Raw genomic sequence first — 17,662 nt, 5'->3', positions numbered from 1 at the left:
CGCAAAAAGAGCCTGTGGACGACCACGGCCGGCCGATCCACCGCAATCGCTTTCGCGAAAAGTCGTTTGTCATCTAACTGAAATAATCATCTGGCATTAGCCACGGCGGGTACCGCAATGCTTGCCGGCAAAGCTGTTTCAGGCGCCGGAATCTTTTTTGATCGTCGATTGCCAACCGGCCGGCTGCGTCTATGCTGCCCGCACCGGTATGGCCGAAGAGGGATGACCATGGCCAAGGCGGACAAGACTGCGACAATGAGCCGGCTGCATTCGGCGGCAAGGCTGGCAAGAACAGCGCTTGCGGCACGGCTGCTGGCGCATGGCTTCTATGCCGGCCAGGACCAGATCATGCTGGCGCTCGACCGCGAGGACGGCCAGACCCCGGGCAATCTGGCTGGCCGGCTCGGCGTGCGCCCGCCCACCATCACCAAGACCATCAATCGGCTGCAGGCACAGGGTTTTCTGCAAAAGCGCGCCTCCGACGCCGATGCCCGCCAGGCGCATATCTTTCTCACCGACACCGGTCGCGAGACCATCCGCGCCATCGAAAAGTCGGTGAAGAAGACCGAAAAGCAGGCGCTGAAGGGCCTCGACAAGAAGGACCAGAAGGCGCTGTTCAAATTTCTTGCCCGCATCGAGGCCAATCTTTCGAACGAAGAACTGGCCTTGATCGACGACGACGCCGAGTCGGACGACTGACCGCCGGTGCGGTGATCAGGCTGCCGCTGCGGCCCCACGGATCAGCGAAGACCAGCGTCCCGGCGTCATGCCGAATGCCTTCTTGAATTGCCTGTTGAAGTGGCTTTGGTCGCTGAAACCGGCCTCGGCCGCGATCTGTGCCAGCGGCTCGCCGGCGGCGATCATGCGTCGCGCGCGCTGAAGCCGGCGCATCAAAAGGAAACGATGCGGGCTGGTGGAGAAAGCGGCGCGGAAATGCCTGGACAAGGCATAGCGGTCGAACCCGGTAACCGCCTCCAACTCGTCGGATCGCACGGGCCGGGCAGAGTTTTCCGTGAGATAGTCGCGCGCCAGAGCGGCCGCCCGCCAGGCCGTTCCCGGCACCGCTCTCGCCGGCTGGCCGGCATGGCGGGCGAGCCCTTGCATCAGTTGCGCCAGGAAGTCGGCGACGAACAGCTCATCGAGTTCCTCCTCCAGCGGACCCAGCGCCGAAAGCAAGGTCGCGCGCAGGCGTTCGTCCGCCACCACGGCCTGCCTGACGAAAGGCAGCGATGCGCCGCCGAGGCAGTCCAGCATCAGTGACGGTTCCAGATAGAGGATCCTGTAGCGCAGCCCGTCCTCGGTTCCGGCGCCGCCATCATGCAGTTCGTCGGGATGCAGGACGATGATCTGGCCGGGCAGGCTATGCCGCACCGCACCGCGATAGCGAAAGCTCTGCACGCCTTGCAGCGTCACCCCGATCGCATAGGTGTCGTGGCGATGCAGGTCGAAGGCGCTGCCGTGGAATCGCGCCTCGATGCGCTCCATGCCGGCAGGATCGCAGGCGGCAATGATGCAGTTTTCCGCGGCCTCCGCGCACAAACGTCCAAGACCCTGGAACGCCTGGCTGCCTAGATCGAGCGACATCGCTTCCTTTCGCCTTGAAAGGGGCACAACCCCGAATGGTCACTGTCTCATGTTCGATACGAAATTTGCAATCGTGCTCAGGGATGATCTGCCGGTCTGGCAAAAACTCAACGTCACAGCATTCCTGACCAGCGGCGTCGTCGCGCAGTTCCCCGATCTCATCGGCGAGCCCTATCGTGACCGCGCCGGCAATGTCTACAACCCGCTGTCGATCCAGCCCGTCATCGTGCTGTCCGCCGACCAGGCGACACTCGGCGCAATCCACAGCCGCGCCCTGGAGCGCGGAGTAACGAGCTCGCTCTATGTCGAGGAGATGTTCTCGACCGGGTTCGACGCCGCCAACCGCGCCGTCTTCGCCGAATTCGCGCCGGAAGACGCCAAGGTTGTCGGCATCGCATTACGCGCCGACAAGAAGACGGTCGACAAGATCACCAAGGGTGCTCGCATGCATCCCTGACGACCCGGGCCTGAGCCTGTCCGCAGCTCTTGTTGTGCCAGCCGCTTTTGGCTTGCCGCACGCCCGCAATTGCCGCAAAAGGTGGGCCTCAGCCCAGCTTTCCATCCGGCCTGCAAGTGAGTGCTCCCCAAACATCTTCAGAAAGCGCGACGCCGCCGGTGGCGATCCTGTGCATGCTTTCCACCTATGTCTTCTTCACCTTTCTCGACACCAGCAGCAAATACCTCGTCCTAGCCGGCGTCTCCGCGCTTGTCGTCGCCTGGGTGCGCTTTGCCGTGCATGTCGTGCTGGTCGGCGCGCTGTTGCGCGGCTGGCGTGAACCGGCGCGGTTCCGTCCGGCCAACCTGCCGGCTCATGTCCTGCGCGGGCTGTTCCTGTTCGGCTCGACCATCTTCAACGTGCTGGCGCTGCGGTCCCTGCAACTGGCCGAGACGACATCGATCTATTTCTTCGGGCCGATGGTCATCACCGCACTTGCCGGCCCGCTGCTTGGCGAATGGGCGGGCTGGCGGCGGTGGCTGGCGATCCTGGCCGCGTTCGCCGGGGTTCTGATCATCACAAGGCCGGGAGTCGGCGTTTTCGGCATCGGCCACCTGTTCGCGCTCGGCTCGATGCTGTCGAACTGCTTCTATGTGATCATGACCCGGCGCATGTCGGCGACCGAGACATCGGAAAGCCTCATCCTGTTTTCGGCACTGGCCCCGGCGGTGGTGCTCCTGCCCATGCTGCCGTTCTCGTTTTCCCTGCCGCATGATGGCTGGCACTGGTTCATCCTGCTCATGCTCGGCGTCTTTGGCGGCGTCGGTCATTGGCTTCTGGTGCAGGCCTATCGCATGGCCACCACCACCGCGCTCGCCCCCTATCCCTATTCGCAGATGGTGTGGATGATCCTTTCCGGGCTCATCGTCTTCAAGCAGTTCCCCGACCGCTGGACACTCGTCGGCGCCGCCGTCATCGTCGCCAGCGGTCTCTACATCGTTCATCGCGAGCACCGGCTGCGCCTGCGCAATCGTGCGGTGCTGGACGTCGAGGCGGAAGCGCTGGCAAAAAAACTTTGATTTAGCGTCGAAGGGTGGCATAAGGCCGCCTTTAAACAGTTTAAAAAAACGACGGGGGAGGGGAAGGCTGGCACAGAAGATCAAGCTGTCGACGATCGCGGATGCGCTCGGCGTGTCCACGGCCACGGTATCGCTGGCGCTGCGCGACAGCCCGCTGGTGGCAGGCGGCACCCGTGACCGCATCAAGGAACATGCCCGCGCCATCGGCTACATCTACAACCGCCGTGCCGCCAGCCTGCGTACCTCGCGTTCGGGCATTGTCGGCGTCGTCGTGCATGACATCATGAACCCGTTCTTCGCCGAGATACTGCGCTCGATCGAAAGCGAGCTCGACCGCAGCCGCCAGACCTTCATCCTGTCCAATCACTACGACCAGCTCGAGAAGCAGCGCACTTTCATCGACACGCTTTTGCAGCTCGGCGCCGACGGCGTCATCATGTCGCCGGCCATCGGCACTCCGGCCTCGGATATTCTGATGGCCGAGGAAAACGGCCTGCCGGCGGTGCTGATCGCGCGCACCGTCGAGGGCGCCGACGTGCCGGTTTTTCGCGGCGACGATGCCTATGGCACGGGGCTTGCCACCAATCACCTGATCTCGCTCGGCCACAAGCGCATCGCCATGATCGGCGGCACCGACCAGACCTCGACCGGCCGCGATCGCTACCAGGGCTATGTCAACGCCATGGAGGCCGCCGGGCTGGAAGTGCGGCCGGCCTGGCGCATCCCCGGCCCGCGCACCAAGCAGGCTGGCTTCGAGGCCGCCGGACAGTTTCTGGCCCTGAAGGACAAGCCGACAGCCGCCTGCTGCTGGAACGACCTCGTCGCCATCGGCCTGATGAACGGCATCGCGCGCGCCGGCCTGGTGCCCGGCCTGGACATATCGGTCACCGGCTACGACGATCTCGAGGAGGCGGCAATCGCCACGCCGGCGCTGACCACCGTGTGGAACGGTCAGCGCGAGGTTGGCCGCCGCGCCGCCAGCGCCCTGCTCGACAAGCTGAACGGGCAGACGGTGCGGCCCTCTCAGGAACTGATCAAGCCGGAACTGCATGTGCGACAGTCGACCGGCAAGCCGGTGGAGCGTGCATGACAAGGCCCGAGCAACTGCAAACCGTCGCCATCCTGGTGCCGGGGCATTTCAACGACCACGCGGTCGAGCGCATCGACCGGACATTCAGGCGTGTCGGGATCGAGCGCGCCGACCCGTCCCTGGTCACCGATGAAATGCGTGACAACGTGCGCGCCATCGCCTCGTTCGGCGGCATCAGCGCGGCCTTCATGGATGCATTGCCCAAGCTTGAGATCGTCGCCAGTTTCGGTGTTGGCTACGATTCGGTCGATGCCCGCCACGCTGGCGATCACGGCATCATGGTCACCAACACGCCGGATGTGCTGACCGAGGAGGTCGCCGACACCGCCATCGGCCTGCTGATCAACACCGTGCGCGACCTGCCGCGCGCCGAAGCCTGGCTGCGCGACGGCAGCTGGCAGCGCAAGGGCAACTATCCCTTGAGCCGGCTTACCTTGCGCGGCCGCAGCGCCGGCATTTTCGGCATGGGCCGCATCGGGCTCGCCATTGCCCGCCGGCTGGAGGCGTTCGGATTGCCCGTCGCCTATCACAACCGGCGCCGGGTCGAGGGCCTGTCCTACCCCTATCATCCGACGCTGAAGGGCCTCGCCGAAGCAGTCGACACGCTGATTTCGGTGGTCCCGGGCGGCGCCTCGACGGAAAAGGCGGTCGATGCCGAGATCCTGTCGGCGCTTGGCGCCAACGGCGTCTTCGTCAATATCGGGCGCGGCAGCACGGTCGACGAGGCGGCGCTTGCGACAGCCCTCGCCAAGGGCACTATCGCCGCCGCCGGGCTCGATGTCTTCGCCGACGAACCGAACGTGCCGCGGGCGCTGCTTGACGCGACCAATGCCAGTCTGTTGCCGCATGTCGGTTCGGCGTCGGAGCACACACGTCGCGCCATGGCGGATCTGTGCGTCGACAATCTGGTGTCCTGGTTCAGCGAGCGCCGGTCGATCACACCTGTGCCCGAGACCGCGCATGTGAAGGCGCGCTGCTGAGCGGTCGGGCTGCCATATTTATTAACGTCAGCTTAACCCTTTGAAATCATTCTTCATCCTGTCCGTACGCATGGATGAGGATCACCATGAAAACGCTTTCCGTACTGATCGGAGCCGCCGCCCTGTTTGGCGGCGTTCAGCTGTTTCATGGCGGCACTGGTGAAAGCGTCGCTGAAGAGGCCGCGCCGCCCGACACCTACAGGCTGGTCGCCAATGGTGATGAGGGGGTTTGCGCAATCAAACGCGGCGCCACCGTCTCGGACGGCCTGTCGCTTTTGACGGTGGCTCCGAACTGTAGCCGACTCATGCCAGGCATCGAGCGGGCGAAATTCTGGCGCGAGCAGGAGGACGGCACGGTCGCCTTCAGCGTCAACGGCGTCGATCCGATCGTCACCTTCGCGGTCGCCGATGGCGACGGATTCGAATCCTACGCTCCCGCACTGCCGCTGCTGTCGCTGGCGGCCGCCGGGGACCCGAGCACCGACGACTGATTACTCCGCCGCCGCGCGGGCGCCGGCTTTGGCAGCCGCATGCAGGCGAACCGCGTCGCCGAAGGCCCGGAAGATCTTGGCCGAGTTACTATCCGACTTGACCCAGTATTCGGGATGCCACTGGACGCCGACCGCGAAAGCGCGGGCATCCTTTACAGAGACCGCCTCGACGGTGCCGTCGTCGGCCACGGCTTCGATCTGCAGCTTCGAACCAAGCCGGCCGATTGCCTGGCGGTGCAACGAGTTGACCTTCATGTCGCCGGCCCCAAACACACCGGCCAGGCAACTGCCCGCCTTGATCGAAACGGTCTGGTGAATCGCGAAACGTTCGTCCTGATTGTCGCTCACCGGCGCGCGGTGGTCGAGCGAGCCTTCACGCTCCTGGATTTCAGTGCCCAGCGTGCCGCCCAGCGCCACGTTCATCTCCTGGATGCCGCGGCAGATGGCAAGCAGCGGCACGCCACGCTCGATCGCTTTGCGAATCAGCGGCAAGGTGGTGGCGTCGCGTGCCGGGTCATAGGGGCCGTTCGCCTCGCTGGCATCGCCGCCATAGAGCGAGGGGTCGACATTGGATTTCGAGCCGGTCAGCATGACGCCGTCGACCGACGACAGCAGCTCATCGAAATCGAGCCGATCGCCGAACGAGGGCACCAGCACCGGAAACACGCCGGCGCCGGCGATCGCCGCCTCCAGATATTGCTGTGGGGCGGCATGCCAGGTGTAGTTGTCGAATTGACGGACGTCGGTCGATACGGCGACGAGCGGCTGCTGCATTTTGGCTTTGTTTTCCATCTGGGCCGGGGAATCCTGCCCTCAAAATAGGCGATCCCAGCACATTTTTCCATGACAAGTTTCGGTCCGTCGGATGGGCCACCAAACGGCCCGTTAGACTATAGTTGCAAGGCCCTGCGCACACGCCGTCAAATCAGGCCGCCACGCTGGACTCGACTCCTTGCCCGTGTATTGTTTCGCCCAGCCGTGCGGGGCATCGAGCATGCGCCGCACGTCGGTTTGTTGATCCAAAAGGGAGGACTTCATGGATCGTCGTTCATTCATCCGCAAGGCCGGGACGACCGGCGTTGGCGCCGCTGTGGCCGCCGCCACGCTCGCCGCGCCGGCCATAGCCCAGTCCAATCCAAAGGTGACCTGGCGGCTGGCGTCGTCCTTTCCCAAATCGCTCGACACGATCTATGGCGGCGCCGAGGTCTTCTCAAAGATGCTTTCGGAAGCCACCGACGGCAACTTCCAGATACAGGTCTTCGCCGCTGGCGAGCTGGTGCCCGGCCTTCAGGCGGCCGACGCCACGACCGCCGGCACGGTCGAGGCCTGCCACACGGTGGCATATTATTACTGGGGCAAGGATCCGACCTGGGCGCTGGGCGCGGCGGTTCCGTTCTCGCTCAACGCGCGCGGCATGAATGCCTGGCACTATCATGGCGGCGGCATCGACCTGTTCAACGAATTTCTCGCCACGCAAGGCTTGTTCGGCCTGCCTGGCGGCAATACCGGCGTGCAGATGGGCGGCTGGTTCCGCAAGGAGATCAACACGGTGGCCGACCTTTCCGGCCTCAAGATGCGCATCGGCGGCTTCGCCGGCAAGGTTGTGCAGAAGCTCGGCGTCGTGCCGCAGCAGATCGCCGGCGGCGACATCTACCCGGCGCTCGAAAAGGGCACCATTGACGCAGCCGAATGGGTCGGCCCCTATGACGACGAGAAGCTCGGCTTCTATAAGGTTGCGCCCTACTACTACTATCCAGGCTGGTGGGAAGGCGGCCCGACCGTCCACCTGATGTTCAACAAGGCGAAATACGAAGAGCTTTCGCCGACTTACAAGTCGCTGCTGCATACCGCCGCGCAAGCCGCCGATGCCAACATGCTGCAGAAATACGACTATCTCAATCCTGCGGCGGTGAAGCGGCTGGTGGCCGGCGGCGCCAAACTGCGTCCGTTCAGCCAGGAGATCATGTCCGCCTGCTTCGAGAAGGCCAATGAGGTCTACGCCGAAATGGAAGCCTCGAACGCGCCGTTTAAGAAGATCTGGGACTCGATCAAGGGCTTCCGTAAGGAGCACTATCTCTGGGCGCAGGTGGCCGAGTACAATTACGACACCTTCATGATGGTCCAGCAGCGCAACGGCAAGCTGTAAGGTTTTTCTGCCTCCTTTTCGAAGACCCCGGACTCGGTAGTCCGGGGTTTATTCGTTGGGCGTCGGTGCTGGAAACATCGATAGTCGAAGGCGTCGAAACTTGCGCCGCAGGGCCGGGGGTCGAACGGGTTCGAAGCGACAGCGGCACTCAGCCTCGGTCCGGCACCACCACCACCTTGACCTCGCCGGCGGCAGGCGGGTTGGCGATTACCGCGGCGGCCTCTTCCAGCGGCACCTGCCTGGAGATCAGCCGGTCGATCTCGATCGCGCCCGAAGCGATCAGCTCGGCGGCGCGGCGGTGCGTGTAGGGATTGAGGAAGGAGCCGAGAACCTTCAACTCGCGAAACAGAAGATCGAAGGGCTCGAACGCCGCCTTCATGCCTTGCGGCACCACGCCGACAATGACGACCGTGCCGCCGGCCCTCGCCAGCCGCAGCGACTGCTCGACCGTTTTCTGGACACCGGCACATTCGAGCACCACGTCGACACCGCCGGGCACCAGTCCCGCTGGCCCGGAGATGGCATCGATGACGTCGGCGGCGCTTGCGTCGACCGTTGCCGTCGCGCCGAGCTCCTCGGCCAGTGCGCGCCGTGAGGCCTGTCGCGTCGACAGGATGATGGTCGTCGCCCCTGCAAGCCTTGCCAGTTGCACTGTGAGCAGGCCGATCACGCCGCCGCCAAGTATGGCGACCGAGGAGCCGGGCTTGATCTCGGCCAGATCCACGCCATGCAGGCAGCAGCCGAGAGGCTCGCAGAAGGCGCCGTGCGTCGGCTTCAAGTCCGCGGGCAGGATGAAGGCCTGTTTCTGCGGCAACACGACGTAGTCGGCGAAGCCGCCGTCGCGATGGATGCCGATGGCATTGAGATTGCTGCACAAATTGATGCGGCCGGCATGGCAATGGCGGCAGCGTCCGCAGGCGATGTTGGGGTCGCCGGTGACGCGGTCGCCGAGCGAGAAGCCGCTCACCGAATGTCCCATTGCCTCGACGATGCCGGAGAACTCATGGCCGGGTGTTACCGGCGGCCGGCAGGGAAACTCGCCGTGGAAGAGATGCCGGTCCGTGCCGCAGACGCCGCAGGACTCGATGCGCACCAGCAGATCGTCAGGCCCGGGAACCGGCTTGGCGACCTCGCGCAGCGTGATGCTGCCAACCGCTTCCAGCCGTACCGCTTTCATGATTTTGCGACCTCCGGCATCAGTTGAAGTTCGGCGGCTGCGACAGATCCGGCTGTGGTGCCGCCGGTTTGGCGGGCGCCGTGTCGCCGAAGTTCGGCGGTTGCGACAGGTCGGGTGCGGCAGGCGCGGCGGGCGGCGCGGCGCCAGTGGCGGGTGCGGTTCCGGTACCGGCCGGCGGCGTGCCGAGCGGCGTCAGTCCCGGCACCTCCGGCACCGTATAGTCGATCGTGCCGGAATCGACCGCTGTGCCCTTGTAGTGCATCACCATTTGCGGGAAGGCGATGGTGAGCCCGATCATGATCACCTGGATGCAGACGAACGGCACGGCGCCCCAATAGATCTGGCCCGTGGTCACCGGCGCGATCTGCTTGCCGGTCAAGCGGTCGAGATAGGGCACCCGGGCGGCGACCGAGCGCAGGTAGAACAGCGCGAAGCCGAAGGGTGGATGCATGAAGCTGGTCTGCATGTTGACGCCCAGAAGCACACCGAACCAGATCAGGTCGATGCCGAGCTTGTCGGCGGCCGGTGCCAGCAGCGGCACGATGATGAAGGCCAGTTCGAAGAAATCGAGAAAGAAGGCAAGCACGAAGACCAGGATGTTGACGCCGATCAGGAAGCCGACCTCGCCGCCCGGCAGCGAGGTCAAGAGATGCTCGACCCAGATGTGGCCGTTGACGCCGTAGAAGGTGAGGGAGAAGACGCGCGCGCCGATCAGGATGAACAGCACGAAGGACGACAGCCTTGTCGTCGAAGCGAGCGCCTGCTTGACCACATCGAGCGACAGCCGGCCTTTGATCGCCGCCATCGCAAGCGCGCCGACAGCGCCCATGGCTCCGCCCTCGGTTGGAGTGGCGATGCCAAGGAAAATGGTGCCCAGCACCAGGAAGATCAACGCCAATGGCGGGATCAGCACGATCACGACCTGCTGCGCCAGCCGCGACATCATGTTGATTTTCAGGCGCTGATCGGCGATCGCAACGATATAGATCACGGCCACGCCGATGCTGGCGCCGAGGATGTCGGCATTGTCGCCATGGGTCGGTGCGAGATAGCGGTAGGCCGCGTAGGAGATCGCCACCGTCGCCAGCAACGCGACCAGCAGCGACACGACGCCATGGCCGAGCGTGCGTGCTTCCAGCGGCAGCGCCGGCATCGAATTCGGCCGGACGATCGTCATGATCAGGATGTAGAGCATGTAGAGGCTGGTCAGCACGATGCCGGGGATCAGCGCGCCCGCATACATGTCGCCGACCGAGCGGCCGAGCTGGTCGGCGAGCACGATCAGCACCAGCGACGGCGGGATGATCTGGGCGAGCGTTCCGGACGCGGCGATGACGCCGGACGCCAGCCGGCGGTCATAGCCGTAGCGCAGCATGATCGGCAGCGAGATCAGCCCCATGGCGATGACCGATGCCGCCACCACGCCGGTCGTCGCGGCCAGCAGCGCGCCGACGAAGATCACGGCATAGGCAAGCCCGCCGCGGATCGGCCCGAACAGCTGGCCGATCGTATCGAGCAGGTCTTCCGCCATCCCCGATCGCTCGAGCACGATGCCCATGAAGGTGAAGAAAGGGATCGCCAGCAGCGTGTCGTTCGACATCACCCGGCTGCCGTAGAAATTATCCGGCAACGCATGCAGCAGCGGCCAGGCGAGATTGATCGAGCCGCCCGAATAGGGTGAGACCAGCACGCCGATGAAAAAGAACAAAAGTCCGTTGGCGGCGAGCGAGAAGGCGACGGGATAGCCGATCAGCAGGAAGAGGACCAGCGAGGCGAACATGATCGGCGCCATGTTCTGGGCGATGAACTCGATCACGAGCGCACCTCGTCGGCCAGTGCCTTGGCTTCGAGTTCCGCCTGCTCATGCGCCGATATGAACGGGGTCGGGTCGTCCATGTCGCCGCGCATGATGGCGATCTTCTTGATGATCTCGGAGATGCCCTGCAGCGCTAGCAGGAAGAAGCCGACCAGCAGGATCGCCTTTGCCGGCCAGATGATCAGCCCGCCGGAATTGTTCGACATTTCACCGCTGCGGAACGAAAGCGACACGTAGGGGACGAAATAGATCACCATCAGCGTCACGAACGGCATCAGGAAAAAGACATGGCCGAAAAGGTCGATCCAGTGCTGCACGCGGCGCGGGAACAGGCCATAGACGATGTCGATGCGGATATGGTCGTTCTGCTTCAGCGTGTAGGCCGCCGCCAGCATGAAGGCGGCGCCGAACAGGTACCATTGCAGCTCCAGCCACGCATTCGACGAGGTGTCGAACACCTTGCGGATGGTCGCGTTAGCGGCGCTCACCAGGATTGCCAGCAGGATCAACCACGATATCCATTTGCCGATGAACTCGTTCACACGGTCGATCGTCCTGGATAGAGCGAGAAGCCCTGCCATGCATTCCTCCCTTTTGTCCGAGGCGCGACGGCTCCCCGTTGTTTTACGCCGCGCCGCTGTGGCCTAACCGTATGCCGTGCGTGGCAGGACGGGTCAACACAGGAGCGGCGCTGTCAACGCGGTTGTGAGACGAGGAAGCCGACGAAGCGCAGGGCTGCGGCGCAGGGCTCGGAAAACCGGAACCGGCTTCCGGCAGGGTTCGTGGGCAAAATCAAAGCGTTAAGGAGATCGTTTCGTTGCCGAAACAGGCTCATCGGTGGCAGGCGTCATGCAACCAAAGTCTGATGCTGATCACGCGATCTTGGTCTGGTCGCGGCCAGCGCCGATCAGCACCAGCATGGCGACGAGGAACAGGTACATCCATGCGTCGCGCCATTCCACCGGGAAATAGCCGGCCCACAGCGACTCGGCCATGCCGAAGGCGGCAGCGCCCAGGGCCGCCCGCGGCGGTGAGAGATAGCCGCCGACCGCCGTCACGAACAGGATCTTCAGCCCGTAGACGAGGCCGGAACCGAAACTGACATTGCCGTAATAGAGGCCGGCCATGACGCCGGCCAGCGCGGCGCAGAAACCGCCGAACAGCACTGCGTGGCGGAACACGGCGCGCACATCGACGCCGCACATGGCGGCCGCCTTGGGATCGTCGGAGACGGCGCGCCAGCGCCGGCCGAAATTCGAATGGGCAAAGGCCCATGCCGCAAGCGCCACCGCCGCCAGCACCACGGCGCAATCGAGCAGCTGGATCAGCGTCAATGTCGCCTTGAAGCGGGCATCCTGCGCGAAAACGACAGGCTGCGCCAGCATAGGCGGCAGCCACAGATCATGCGTGTCGGCCGCGATGCGGCTTGCTTCCGACAAAACCAGCAGGATGCCAAGCGTGGTCACCACGATCGCATTGGGCGAGCGGTCGGCCAGCGGTTCGAAGACGCTGCGCGACAGGACGCGGCTGATGAGCGCGGCGTAGAGGAAAGCCGCTGCGACGCCGAGCACCACCGCCGCCGTCAGCGTCAGCCACAGCACCTGATAGCCGAAGGCGGCGGTCAGGATCATCGTCTGTCCGCAAAAGGCGAACAGCGCGCCATAGGCCAGGTTGGTGCGGTGCAGGATGCCGTTGGTCAGCACATAGCCGAACGCCAGCAGCGCATAGAGTGCGCCTGAATGCAGCCCGTTCAGGACCTGCTGGAACAGATACAGCATGCGAAAATCCTCGGGGGCATGTCGCCCAAAGCGCATAGCGGTTTTGGGACGACGATACGCTCCAGACAGAGAGCGGCAATACCCGCTTCAGGGCAGACTTGCATCGTCGAATCTAACTTGTCAAATGCCATTTATCGGTTAGATTTCGGACATGACGGTATCCTGGACCCCGCACCGCTTCACCGGCGGCCTGCTCGCGCTCGACACGGCGAACACCGTCGTGCTGCGTGCCGATCCCGAGAGGACCTTCGACCGTTTTGACGATCCGCGCGAGATCGCCCGCTTCGCGGACGCGGCGAGCGGCTTTCGCGCCGCCGAGCTTGGCGGCAGGCGGCTGGCGGTCTCCGCGCCGGCTGCAATCGCGCCTGTCGTGCTGGCGATCCGCGAGGCGACGGACCGGTTGTTTCGCCACGCGGTGTCGAAAGGCACCGTCGCTACCGATCATCTCTCAGGCTTGCTGGGGGCCTGCGCCGGCGGTCTTGCCGGCAGCCGGACCGAGATCGCAACGCCCGGAAAGCCGTTCGGCGATCCGGCAACGCCGATCGCATTCGAAGCGGCACTGGCGGTTTCCGCCCTGTCGCTTCTGCGCGAGGACACGGTCGCCAGGCTCAGGATCTGCCCCAATTGCTCCTGGCTGTTCGTCGACCGCAGCCGCAATTCCAGCCGCCTGTGGTGCGACATGGCGGTCTGCGGCAACCGCCAGAAGGCAAGCCGCCACTATCGCCGCCGCAGGGCGGCCAATGACGTCAACAATGTCCAGGATTAGCTCTCGTTCAGCCCTGCTCGGCATGGCGCTGATCGCGGCGATGGCGCTCGGCGCCTGCCGCGACACCGCCAAGGACGGTGAAGGCAAGTTGTTCGAGATTTCGGGCAAGATATTCGTCTTCAACTATCGTCTTGCCAGGGCGACCTATGTCGTGACGCTGCGGCCCCTGCGGCCGATGGGAGAGGGCCAGGTCGCGGTCGCCAGCTTCCAGGATCCGGCCGGCGGCGCGCCGTTGGTGGTCGAGCAGAAGGTCTGGCCCAAGCTCGACAAGGTGACGCTGGAGAGCCCGGCTTTGACCTGCGTCGTCAAGAACAAGCCTTATACGATCGCCATCGCTATCAAGGGCTCCGACGGCGCGGTCCTGCAGAAGATCGACACCACGCTGATGTCCACCGAAGACCAGTCCATCCTGCCCGACCGGCCGCTCGTCATTGACCAGCTCTACACCGCCAATCCCGATCTCGTCGGCCACCCCGACGGCAAGCTGCCGGGCGAGCCGAAGCCCGACTGCTCCAAGGGCACCTGACGCTCGCCGCCAAGCCGAAAAGCAAGCGAAATTTTCGTACGCCGGACATTGCTCGCGGGGCGATTTCATACCGGGCAAGGGATGACGGCGGATCGTTCGTTGCGCGTTGCCTGGCACGTCCGATTTCGTTTGACCTGTCTTGCAAGGGGAGAAAGGATGCGTCATCCGATCCCGACGCTGGCTGCCTGCCCCCGCGCGGCCTCCGCAGAGGAAATGCCTGATGACGCTGCACGACGTCGCGCTCGACGACAAGTTCGACCTGGGGAAGGAACGCATCTTCCTGTCCGGCGCCCAGGCGGTCATCCGCATGCTGCTGATGCAGCGCGAGCGCGACCGCCGCGCGGGCCTGAACACGGCCGGCTTCGTCTCCGGCTATCGCGGTTCGCCGCTGGGCGGCCTCGACATGCAGCTGTGGAAGGCAAAAAAACAGCTCGCCCAGGCCGACATCGTCTTCCAGCCCGGCCTTAACGAGGAACTCGCCGCTACCGCCTGCTGGGGATCGCAGCAGACGGAACTGCTGGGCGAAGGCACCCATGACGGCGTTTTTTCGGTTTGGTACGGCAAGGGTCCGGGGGTCGACCGCTCCGGCGACGTCTTCCGCCACGCCAATCTGGCCGGCTCGTCGAAACATGGCGGTGCGCTCGCTTTGATGGGCGACGACCACATGGCCGAATCCTCGACCAACGCGCATGCCACCGAATTCCTGTTCGTCGACGCCATGGTGCCGATCCTCAACCCGGCCGGTGTCCAGGAGATAATCGATTACGGGCTCTACGGTTTTGCCATGTCGCGCTTCGCCGGCACATGGGCGGCCATCAAATGCGTCAAGGACAACATCGAATCGACGGCCTCGGTCGATGCCTCGATCGAGCGTCTGAACATCGTTAATCCCGAGTTCGACATGCCGCCCGGCGGCCTCAACATCCGCCACGAGATCGACATGCTCGGCCAGGAGGAGCGGCTGCATGAGTACAAGCGCGCCGCCGCGTCGGCCTTCATCCATGCCAACGGGCTGAACCGCGTCGTCTATTCGGGCGGCCGCAATCCCAGGATCGGCATCATCACCATCGGCAAAAGCTATCTCGACGTCCGCCAGGCGCTCGAGGATATCGGCATCGACGAGGCGGCCGCCGGCCGCATCGGCGTGCGGCTGTTCAAAGTCGGTTGCCCCTGGCCGCTCGATTTCCAGCACATTGCCGAGTTCGCGCGCGGCCTCGACACCATCGTCGTCGTCGAGGAGAAGCGTTCGCTGATCGAGGTGCAGCTTCGCGAGAGCCTCTACGGCACCGCCACGCAGCCCGTCATCGTCGGCAAGAAGAACGAGCGCGGCGACTGGCTGTTTCCGGCCAAGGGCGCGCTCGACCCCAACGAAATCGCCATTGCCCTTGGCGAAAGGATCGTGAAAACCATCGGTCCGTCGGAAGAGATTTCAGCGCGGGTGGCGAAGCTGCGCCAGTTCCAGGCCATGCTCGCAGACGCGTCGGACATCGGCTCCCGCACGCCCTTCTTCTGTTCCGGCTGCCCACACAATTCCTCGACCAAGGTGCCGGATGGCTCGATCGCCGCGGCCGGCATCGGCTGCCATTTCATGGCGCTGTGGATGGACAGGAACACTGTCGGCTTCACCGCGATGGGCGGCGAGGGGGCGCAGTGGGTCGGCCAGGCGCCCTTTTCCAAGCGCGACCACATTTTCCAGAATCTCGGCGACGGCACCTACAACCACTCCGGCACGCTGGCGATCCGCTTCGCGCTGTCGTCGGGCGCCAACATCACCTACAAGATACTCTATAACGACGCGGTGGCCATGACCGGCGGCCAGCCGCATGAAGGCGGCCTGACGGTGGACATGATCGCCAGGCAGGTGCGAGCCGAAGGGATCGAGCGCATCGCCATCGTCACCGACGAACCCGACAAATATGCCGGCAAGGTCGAGTTCCCGGCCGGCGCCACCATCCATCACCGCGACGATCTCGATCTCGTCCAGCGCGAACTGCGCGGCGTCAGCGGGGTTTCGATCCTGCTCTACGACCAGACCTGTGCCGCCGAAAAGCGCCGCCGTCGCAAGCGCGGAACCTTTCCCGATCCCGACAAGCGGGTCTTCATCAACGAACTGGTCTGCGAGGGCTGCGGCGACTGCGGCGTCCAATCGAACTGCGTCTCCATCCAGCCGGTGGAGACCGAGTTCGGCCGCAAGCGCCGGATCGACCAGTCGAGCTGCAACAAGGATTTTTCCTGCGTCAATGGCTTCTGCCCGTCCTTCGTCACGGTGCATGGCGCCAAGATCCGCAAGGCCGAAGGCATCGCCGGCAAGACCGATCCGCTCGACGGCGTTCCAGCAGCCGCCGAATTCCCGCTCGGCGAACAGGGCTGGGCGGCGATCATCGACGGCGTCGGCGGCACCGGCGTCGTCACCGTCGGCGCCGTGCTCGGCATGGCGGCTCATCTCGAAGGCAAGGGCTGCGGCATGATCGACATGGCCGGGCTTGCCCAGAAGGGCGGCTCGGTGTTCACCCATGTCCGCATCGCCCGCACGCCCGATGACATCCACGCCATCCGTGTCTCGGCCGGCAAGGCCGATCTCGTGCTCGGCTGCGATCTCATCGTGTCGGGAGCCAAAAAAGTGCTGGCCGCGGTGCGCGAGGGCCACACCATCTTCCTCGCCAACACTGCCGAGATCATGCCGGGCGAGTTTGCCCGCTCGGCCGATTTCTCGCTCCCCATCGAGCGCTTGAAGAAGGCGATCCGCACTGCTGCCGGCGACGACAGGGCGCATTTCTTCGACGCTACCCGCACAGCCACCGTCCTGTTCGGCAATTCGCTGGGCGCCAACATGTTTATGCTCGGCTTCGCCTTCCAGCATGGCGGTCTGCCGCTGTCGGCCCAAGCCGTCGAAAAGGCGATCGAATTGAACGGCGAGGCGGTGGGGATGAACATCGCCGCCTTCCGCTGGGGCCGCCGCGCCGCGCATCAGCCGGACTTCGTGCGTGGCCTCGTCCAGCCGGGCAAGGACGGCCAAGCCGCCACCATTGCCCAGACGCTGGACGAAGTCATTGCCCGCCGGGTCGCTTTCCTTTCCGCTTATCAGAACGCCGCCTATGGCAAGCGCTACGCCGGCAGGATCGCTGCCCTGCGCGCGGCCGAAGCCAAGGCAGCGCCCGGTTCGAGCGCCGTGACGGAAGCGGCGGCCAGGAACCTGTTCAAGCTGATGGCGATCAAGGACGAATACGAGGTGGCGCGGCTCTATACCGACGGCTCCTTCGCCGCCGAACTCGGCAAGCAGTTCCAGAGTTACGAAAAACTCGAATTCCACCTGGCACCGCCGATCCTGGGCCGTCGCGGCAGTGACGGCAAACCGAGGAAATCGAGCTTTGGTCCCTGGATGATGAAAGGGTTCCGCATGCTGGCGGCGCTGAAGGGCCTGCGCGGGACAGCATTCGACCTGTTCGGCTACACCGCCGAGCGGCGCATGGAGCGGCAATTGCTGGCGCAATATGAGGCCGACCTGCAACGCGTCGCCAACTCGCTGGCGCCGGACACCATCGAGGCCGCCACGGCCCTCGTCTCCGTGCCGGCACTCATCCGCGGCTACGGCCATGTTCGGCAAGCCAGCGCTCAAAAGGCGGCCGGCGAGCGCCAAAGGCTGCTCGAGCGCCTGTCCGGCACGTCAGCGAAGGCGGAACTCCAGGCCGCCGAGTGATGGCCTTGTTTACCTAAAGCCCAATTCTCCCAGTCTGTCCTGCTTTGCGCACCCTCGGCAAGCCGCCCAAAACCGCTGTTCTAAGCCTTTCTTAAG

At 64.4% G+C, this 17,662-nt stretch carries 16 protein-coding genes; 10 read left to right on the top strand and 6 right to left on the bottom strand.

Features of this window, described 5'->3' with window-relative positions; translation table 11 throughout:
- The first annotated feature begins 228 nt into the window (after nt 1–228).
- Nucleotides 229–699 (top strand): MarR family transcriptional regulator, encoded by a 471-nt coding sequence (locus FJ986_RS10540; protein ID WP_140501145.1) that lies wholly within the window; start codon nt 229–231, stop codon nt 697–699.
- Nucleotides 700–714: 15 nt separating this feature from the next.
- Here FJ986_RS10540 and FJ986_RS10535 read toward each other — a convergent pair whose 3' ends face one another.
- Complete coding sequence (locus FJ986_RS10535) at nt 715–1,584, bottom strand: AraC family transcriptional regulator (RefSeq protein WP_140501143.1); 870 nt, start codon at nt 1,582–1,584, stop codon at nt 715–717.
- A gap of 49 nt (nt 1,585–1,633) precedes the next feature.
- Here FJ986_RS10535 and FJ986_RS10530 point away from each other — a divergent pair, with 49 nt between their 5' ends.
- From FJ986_RS10530 to FJ986_RS10510, 5 genes are all read left to right on the top strand, one after another.
- Nucleotides 1,634–2,041, top strand: a complete 408-nt coding sequence (locus tag FJ986_RS10530) for a DUF2000 family protein (protein ID WP_140558756.1) — start codon at nt 1,634–1,636, stop codon at nt 2,039–2,041.
- A 173-nt stretch (nt 2,042–2,214) separates the two neighbouring features.
- Complete coding sequence (locus FJ986_RS10525; RefSeq protein WP_181165295.1) at nt 2,215–3,099, top strand: DMT family transporter; 885 nt, start codon at nt 2,215–2,217, stop codon at nt 3,097–3,099.
- A gap of 67 nt (nt 3,100–3,166) precedes the next feature.
- Nucleotides 3,167–4,189: a LacI family DNA-binding transcriptional regulator gene (locus FJ986_RS10520; protein ID WP_140501249.1), complete on the top strand. Its 1,023-nt coding sequence runs from the start codon at nt 3,167–3,169 to the stop codon at nt 4,187–4,189.
- Complete coding sequence (locus tag FJ986_RS10515; RefSeq protein WP_140501139.1) at nt 4,186–5,169, top strand: 2-hydroxyacid dehydrogenase; 984 nt, start codon at nt 4,186–4,188, stop codon at nt 5,167–5,169. The genes FJ986_RS10520 and FJ986_RS10515 overlap by 4 nt, the downstream gene beginning before the upstream one ends.
- Before the next feature lie 86 nt (nt 5,170–5,255).
- Nucleotides 5,256–5,660 carry a hypothetical protein gene (locus FJ986_RS10510; RefSeq protein ID WP_140501137.1) on the top strand — a complete coding sequence of 135 codons (405 nt, stop codon included), beginning with the start codon at nt 5,256–5,258 and terminating at the stop codon, nt 5,658–5,660.
- Here FJ986_RS10510 and FJ986_RS10505 read toward each other — a convergent pair whose 3' ends face one another.
- Entirely contained in the window at nt 5,661–6,434 is a 774-nt protein-coding gene (locus FJ986_RS10505; RefSeq protein ID WP_140567890.1) for a gamma-glutamyl-gamma-aminobutyrate hydrolase family protein, read from the bottom strand.
- 262 nt (nt 6,435–6,696) lie between these two features.
- Here FJ986_RS10505 and FJ986_RS10500 point away from each other — a divergent pair, with 262 nt between their 5' ends.
- On the top strand, nt 6,697–7,806 hold the full coding sequence (locus FJ986_RS10500) for a TRAP transporter substrate-binding protein (protein WP_140525590.1): 1,110 nt from the start codon (nt 6,697–6,699) through the stop codon (nt 7,804–7,806).
- Nucleotides 7,807–7,954: 148 nt separating this feature from the next.
- Here the strand turns inward: FJ986_RS10500 and FJ986_RS10495 are convergent, their stop codons facing one another.
- The 4 genes from FJ986_RS10495 to FJ986_RS10480 all read right to left on the bottom strand — a co-directional run bounded on the left by FJ986_RS10495 (nt 7,955) and on the right by FJ986_RS10480 (nt 12,577).
- A complete protein-coding gene (locus tag FJ986_RS10495) occupies nt 7,955–8,983 on the bottom strand; it encodes a zinc-dependent alcohol dehydrogenase family protein (protein ID WP_140567815.1) in 1,029 nt (342 codons plus the stop codon).
- Nucleotides 8,984–9,002: 19 nt separating this feature from the next.
- The gene (locus FJ986_RS10490) at nt 9,003–10,799 is read right to left on the bottom strand and encodes a TRAP transporter large permease subunit (RefSeq protein WP_181167623.1); all 1,797 of its coding nucleotides are present in this window, start codon (nt 10,797–10,799) and stop codon (nt 9,003–9,005) included.
- Nucleotides 10,796–11,380 (bottom strand): TRAP transporter small permease subunit, encoded by a 585-nt coding sequence (locus FJ986_RS10485; protein WP_140501131.1) that lies wholly within the window; start codon nt 11,378–11,380, stop codon nt 10,796–10,798. Before FJ986_RS10485 ends, FJ986_RS10490 begins: the two co-directional genes overlap by 4 nt.
- Before the next feature lie 291 nt (nt 11,381–11,671).
- Entirely contained in the window at nt 11,672–12,577 is a 906-nt protein-coding gene (locus tag FJ986_RS10480; RefSeq protein WP_140501129.1) for a branched-chain amino acid ABC transporter permease, read from the bottom strand.
- 151 nt (nt 12,578–12,728) lie between these two features.
- On the opposite strand from FJ986_RS10480, the gene FJ986_RS10475 reads away from it, so the two are divergent.
- The 3 genes from FJ986_RS10475 to FJ986_RS10465 all read left to right on the top strand — a co-directional run bounded on the left by FJ986_RS10475 (nt 12,729) and on the right by FJ986_RS10465 (nt 17,566).
- Nucleotides 12,729–13,343 carry a CGNR zinc finger domain-containing protein gene (locus FJ986_RS10475; protein WP_140658460.1) on the top strand — a complete coding sequence of 205 codons (615 nt, stop codon included), beginning with the start codon at nt 12,729–12,731 and terminating at the stop codon, nt 13,341–13,343.
- Entirely contained in the window at nt 13,330–13,869 is a 540-nt protein-coding gene (locus FJ986_RS10470) for a hypothetical protein (protein WP_140658458.1), read from the top strand. The genes FJ986_RS10475 and FJ986_RS10470 overlap by 14 nt, the downstream gene beginning before the upstream one ends.
- A 220-nt stretch (nt 13,870–14,089) precedes the next feature.
- A complete protein-coding gene (locus FJ986_RS10465; RefSeq protein ID WP_140674209.1) occupies nt 14,090–17,566 on the top strand; it encodes an indolepyruvate ferredoxin oxidoreductase family protein in 3,477 nt (1,158 codons plus the stop codon).
- Nucleotides 17,567–17,662 lie beyond the last annotated feature (96 nt).

Source organism: Mesorhizobium sp. B1-1-1 (assembly GCF_006442955.1).
In the GTDB taxonomy this organism is placed as follows: Bacteria; Pseudomonadota; Alphaproteobacteria; order Rhizobiales; family Rhizobiaceae; genus Mesorhizobium.
The sequence above is the reverse complement of the archived record's forward strand: the minus strand, read 5'-3'. Positions and strand labels throughout refer to the sequence as shown.